Source organism: Streptomyces purpurogeneiscleroticus (assembly GCF_020024005.1).
GTDB classification, from domain to species: domain Bacteria; phylum Actinomycetota; class Actinomycetes; order Streptomycetales; family Streptomycetaceae; genus Streptomyces; species Streptomyces purpurogeneiscleroticus.
Genome location: NZ_NHSG01000237.1, coordinates 1 through 4,973 on the forward strand (window position 1 = coordinate 1; position 4,973 = coordinate 4,973).

At 73.9% G+C, this 4,973-nt stretch carries 4 protein-coding genes; 1 reads left to right on the forward strand and 3 read right to left on the reverse strand.

The features are described from left to right. Window positions 1-372: 372 nt before the first annotated feature. Entirely contained in the window at window positions 373-567 is a 195-nt protein-coding gene (locus tag CCS38_RS35545; RefSeq protein WP_308050800.1) for a hypothetical protein, read from the forward strand. A 125-nt stretch (window positions 568-692) separates the two neighbouring features. Here the strand turns inward: CCS38_RS35545 and CCS38_RS15385 are convergent, their stop codons facing one another. The 3 genes from CCS38_RS15385 to cobT all read right to left on the reverse strand — a co-directional run. After that, a complete protein-coding gene (locus CCS38_RS15385) occupies window positions 693-1,514 on the reverse strand; it encodes a TrmH family RNA methyltransferase (protein WP_223733833.1) in 822 nt (273 codons plus the stop codon). Between the two features lie 312 nt (window positions 1,515-1,826). Continuing rightward, entirely contained in the window at window positions 1,827-3,074 is a 1,248-nt protein-coding gene (gene cobA / locus CCS38_RS15390; RefSeq protein WP_223733834.1) for a uroporphyrinogen-III C-methyltransferase, read from the reverse strand. Between the two features lie 161 nt (window positions 3,075-3,235). Beyond that, on the reverse strand, window positions 3,236-4,973 hold a 1,738-nt coding region (gene cobT / locus CCS38_RS15395), incomplete at its 5' end, for a nicotinate-nucleotide--dimethylbenzimidazole phosphoribosyltransferase (RefSeq protein ID WP_223733835.1).

A 4,973-nucleotide genomic window follows, 5' to 3' on the forward strand; every position in this document is an offset into this window, starting at 1 on the left:
GGCGGGCTCCAACGGCAGGTCGGCACCGGCGGGCTCGAACGGCCGCTCGACCTCCTCCGGCTCCAACGGCCGGTCCGCGCCCGCGGGCTCCAACGGCCGCTCGGCCTCGTCCGGATCCAACGGCCGGACGGCCCCGCGGGCTCCAACGGACGCTCGGGCCCCGGGTCCAACGGCAGGTCAGCGGCGCCCGGATCGAACGGCCGGTCCTCGGGCCCGCACTCCAACGGGCGCTCCGGCGGCCGCTCCTCGGGCCGGGTGCCCGGCGCGCGGTCGGCGGGGCGAAACGGTTCACGTCCGGCCAGGCCGACCTCGGGCGGCCGCCGCCCGGCGGGCCCGGACCGCAGACTGCTGCGCCAGCGGCTCATCGTGTTCGTGACGGTGACACTGCTCGTGGCACTGGGCATCGCGGCGGCCCAGGGCTGCCAGGGCCCCACGCGCGGGCTGGGCGTACTGGGCTCGGCGCACGGGCAGGGCACGCACGCGACGGACGCTCAGGTGCCGGGTGCGTCGTCGGACGCTCACGCGCCGGGCACGTCGGCGGACGCCGGCCCGCATCCTCACCCGTAGTACGAGGCTCAGACCGGCCCCGAGCACCGAATACCCGGTACGCGGCCCGGGCCGTCCCCGAGTACGCGGTTCAGGCCGTCCCCGAGTGCCCAGTACACAGCTCAGGCCGTTCCCGAGTACGCGGCTCAGGCCGTGCCCGGCCGCCCCGTCGCCACCGCGTAGAAGGCAACCGCGGCGGCCGCGCCGACGTTCAGCGAGTCGACGCCGTGCGCCATCGGGATGCGGACCCATTCGTCCGCCGCGACCAGGGCCTGCCGGGACAGCCCGTCGCCCTCGGCCCCGAGCATCAGCGCGGCCCGCTCCAAGCTGTGCGGCGCGGCCTCGTCGATGGCGGTGGCCTTCTCGTCGGGCGTGAGCGCGAGCAGCTTGAAGCCCGCCTCCCGTACGGTCTCGAGGCTGCGCGGCCACTGCTCCAGGCGCGCGTACGGTACGGAGAACACCGCCCCCATGGACACCTTCACCGACCGCCGGTACAGCGGGTCGGCGCAGTCCGGTGACAGCAGTACGGCGTCCATGCCGAGCGCCGCCGCGCTGCGGAAGATCGCGCCGATGTTGGTGTGGTCGTTGACCGCTTCCATGACGACGACGCGGCGCGCGGAGGCGAGCAGCTCGCCCGCCTCGGGGAGCGGCTTGCGCTGCATGGAGGCGAGCGCGCCCCGGTGCACGTGGTAGCCGGTCACCTGTTCGGCGAGCTTGGGGTCCACCGCGTACACCGGGGCCGGTACCTCGTCGATCACATCGCGCATGACGTCGACCCACTTGGCGGAGAGCAGCATGGAGCGCATCTCGTACCCGGCGTGCTTGGCGCGCCGGATCACCTTCTCGCCCTCGGCGATGAACAGTCCCTCGGCCGGTTCGCGGCGCCGCCGCAGCTCCACGTCGGTGAGGCCGGTGTAGTCGCGCAGCCGGGGGTCGTCGGGGTCGTCGACGGTGATGATGTCTGCCACGGGTCGATCGTGCCTTGTCGTCGTCGCGGTTCCCATGCCGGGGACCGCATTTGTTACCTGCGGTTACGGTCAGCTGCCGAAACGGCTTCCGGAATGACTGCCGTACGGAAGAGGGCCGCCTTGCGGACACGTAAGCCGGCTGCCTTGTGGACAACGAGGGCGGGCTGCCCTGTGGACCACGAGGCGGGCTGCCCTGTGGACAACCCACTGCTCGCGCCCCCACCCCTGTATAACCCCAGTCAAAGGGGGGCCAGGTGGAGAAGCGTCACTTCGGGGCTTCGGCTTGCCGGGGTGGCGGTCCTCCTCGGCGTTTCAGTTTCCCGGGGCGAAGGTCTTCGCCGCGTTCACCACGTCGCCAATGACGATCACAGCCGGCGGGCGGACGTCCTCCTCCTTGACCCGTGCCCCGACGGTCTCCAGCGTGGCGTCGACGCGGCGCTGGGTGGCCATCGTGCCCTCCTGGATCACGGCGACCGGGGTGTCGGCGCCGCGGCCGTGCTCGACGAGGGCCGCGGCAATCGCGGCGATCTTGTCCACGCCCATCAGGATCACCAGCGTGCCGCGCAGCTTGGCGAGCGACGCCCAGTCGACCAGCGAGCGCGGGTCGTCCGGCGCGACATGGCCGCTGACCACGGTGAACTCATGCGCCACGCCGCGGTGCGTGACCGGCACGCCGACTGCGCCCGGGACGCTGATGGAGCTGGAGATACCGGGCACGACCGTACAGGTGATGCCCGCCTCGGCCAGCGCCTCGGCCTCCTCCATGCCGCGCCCGAAGACGAACGGGTCGCCGCCCTTGAGGCGGACCACGGCCTTGCCGGCCTGCGCGTGCTCGATGAGCGCCTGGTTGATGGCCTCCTGGGCCATGTACCGGCCGTACGGGATCTTCGCCGCGTCGATGACCTCGACGTGCGGCGGCAGCTCGTCCAGCAGGTCGCGGGGGCCGAGCCGGTCGGCGATCACCACGTCGGCCTCGGCGAGCAGCCGGCGGCCGCGCACCGTGATCAGGTCGGGGTCGCCGGGACCGCCGCCGACCAGCGCGACGCCGGGGGTACGGCGGCGGTGGTGCGGTGCGGCGATCGTGCCGTCCCGCAGGCCCTCGACGATGGCGTCACGGACGGCGGCGGCGCGGCGCGGGTCGCGGCCCGCGCCCTCGGTGTTGAGGACGGCGACGGTGACGCCCTCGGTGCGGCCGGTGGCCGGCGTCCAGGCGGTGGCCGCCTCGGCGTCGTCGGAGCGTACGGCCCAGACGCGGTTCTCCTCGGCCTCCTGGGAGGCGGCGGCGTTGGCCGCGTCGTCGTCGGTGGAGATCAGCGCGTACCAGGCGTCCGCGAGGTCGCCGGGCCGGTAGCCACGACGCTCCCAGGTCAGCTCGCCGGCGTCCGCCATGGCCTCGACGGAGGGGGTGGCGGACGGCGAGATCAGCAGGATCTCGGCGCCGGCGGCGATCAGCGCGGGCAGCCGGCGCTGGGCGACCTGGCCGCCGCCCAGCACCACGACCCGGCGGCCGGTCAGGCGCAGGCCGACGGGATAAGCGGCGTGCTCGGAGGGAACGGCCATGGCGGTACGGCTCCTTGTGCGGGTGATGCGGGGCCGCTTCGGCGCTGGAGCGGCGTGAGAGTGGTGGTGCGGCCGGTGCGGCGGCCACGCGTCCCGGCCCACAGCCTATTTGGCTGCGGGCCGGCGGTCATGCGCGGGCGGGCCGGACGGCCCGGGAGGGATCAGCCCTTTTCGGTGACTCCGGCGGAGTCGAACGTGGCCACCTCGTGCATCGCGCGGGCCGCGCTCTGCACGATCGGCAGCGCGAGCAGGGCGCCGGTGCCCTCGCCGAGGCGCAGGTCGAGGTCGACCAGCGGGCGCAGGCCCAGCTTGGTCAGGGCCGCGACATGGCCGGGCTCGGCGCTGCGGTGGCCCGCGATGCAGGCGGCCAGCGCCTCGGGGGCGATGGCCCGGGCCACCAGGGCCGCGGCGCCGGTGCTGACGCCGTCGAGGATCACCGGCGTACGCAGCGAGGCGCCGCCGAGGATCAGGCCGACCAGCGCGGCGTGCTCCAGACCACCGACCGCCGCGAGGACGCCGATCGGGTCGGCCGGGTCCGGCTTGTGCAGCTCCAGGGCGCGGCGGACGACGTCGACCTTGCGGGCGTGCGTCTCGTCGTTGATGCCCGTACCGCGACCGGTGACCTCGGCCGGGTCGGCCTCCGCGTACACGGAGATCAGGGCCGCCGAAGCGGTGGTGTTCGCGATCCCCATCTCGCCCGTGAGCAGCGCCTTGTTTCCGGCCGACACCAGGTCGCGGGCGGTCTCGATGCCGACCTCGATGGCCTTGAGGACCTCGTCGCGGGACATCGCGGGCCCGGCGGTCATGTCGTCCGTACCGGGGCGTACGTTGCGCGGCAGCAGCCCTGGCATGGCCGGCAGCTCGGACTTCACGCCGACGTCCACGACGCAGACCTCCGCGCCGACCTGGTTCGCGAAGGCGTTGCAGACCGCGCCGCCGCCGAGGAAGTTCGCGACCATCTGGCCGGTGACCTCCTGGGGCCAGGGGGTGACGCCCTGCGCGTGCACGCCGTGGTCGCCCGCGAAGATCGCCACCGCGGCGGGCTCCGGGACGGGCGGCGGGCACTTGCGCGACAGGCCGCACAGCTGCGCCGAGATGATCTCCAGCATGCCGAGCGCGCCGGCCGGCTTGGTCATCCGCTTCTGCCGCTCCCACGCGTCGCCGAGCGCCTTGGCGTCCAGCGGGCGGATGCCCTGCAGCGTCTCCTGGAGCAGGTCGTGCGGCTCGGCGCCGGGCAGCGCGCGCCGCCCGTACGTCTCCTCGTGCACGACCCAGGACAGCGGGCGGCGCTTGGACCACCCGGCCTGCATCAGCTCGGGCTCCTCGGGGAACTCGTCGACGTACCCCACGCAGAGGTACGCGACGACCTCCAGGTGCTCGGGCAGGCCCAGCTCGCGGACCATCTCGCGCTCGTCGAAGAAGCTGACCCAGCCGACGCCGAGGCCCTCGGCGCGGGCGGCGAGCCAGAGGTTCTCGACGGCGAGCGCCGAGCTGTACGGGGCCATCTGCGGCTGGGTGTACCGGCCGAGGGTGTGGCGGCCGCCGCGGGTGGGGTCGGCGGTCACCACGATGTTGACCGGCGTGTCGAGGATCGCCTCGATCTTGAGCTCGCGGAACTGCTTCGCGCGCGCCTTGGGCAGCGACTTCGCGTACGCGTCGCGCTGCCGCATCGCCAGCTCGTGCATCCGCTCGCGGGTCTCGGCGGACCGGATGACGACGAAGTCCCAGGGCTGGGAGTGGCCGACGCTGGGGGCGGTGTGGGCCGCTTCCAGGACGCGCAGCAGTACGTCGTTCGGGATCGGGTCGTTCCGGAATCCGTTACGGATGTCCCGCCGCTCCCGCATCACGCGGTGCACGGCGGCCCGCTCCTTCTCCGCGTAACCGGCGGCGGGGTCGACG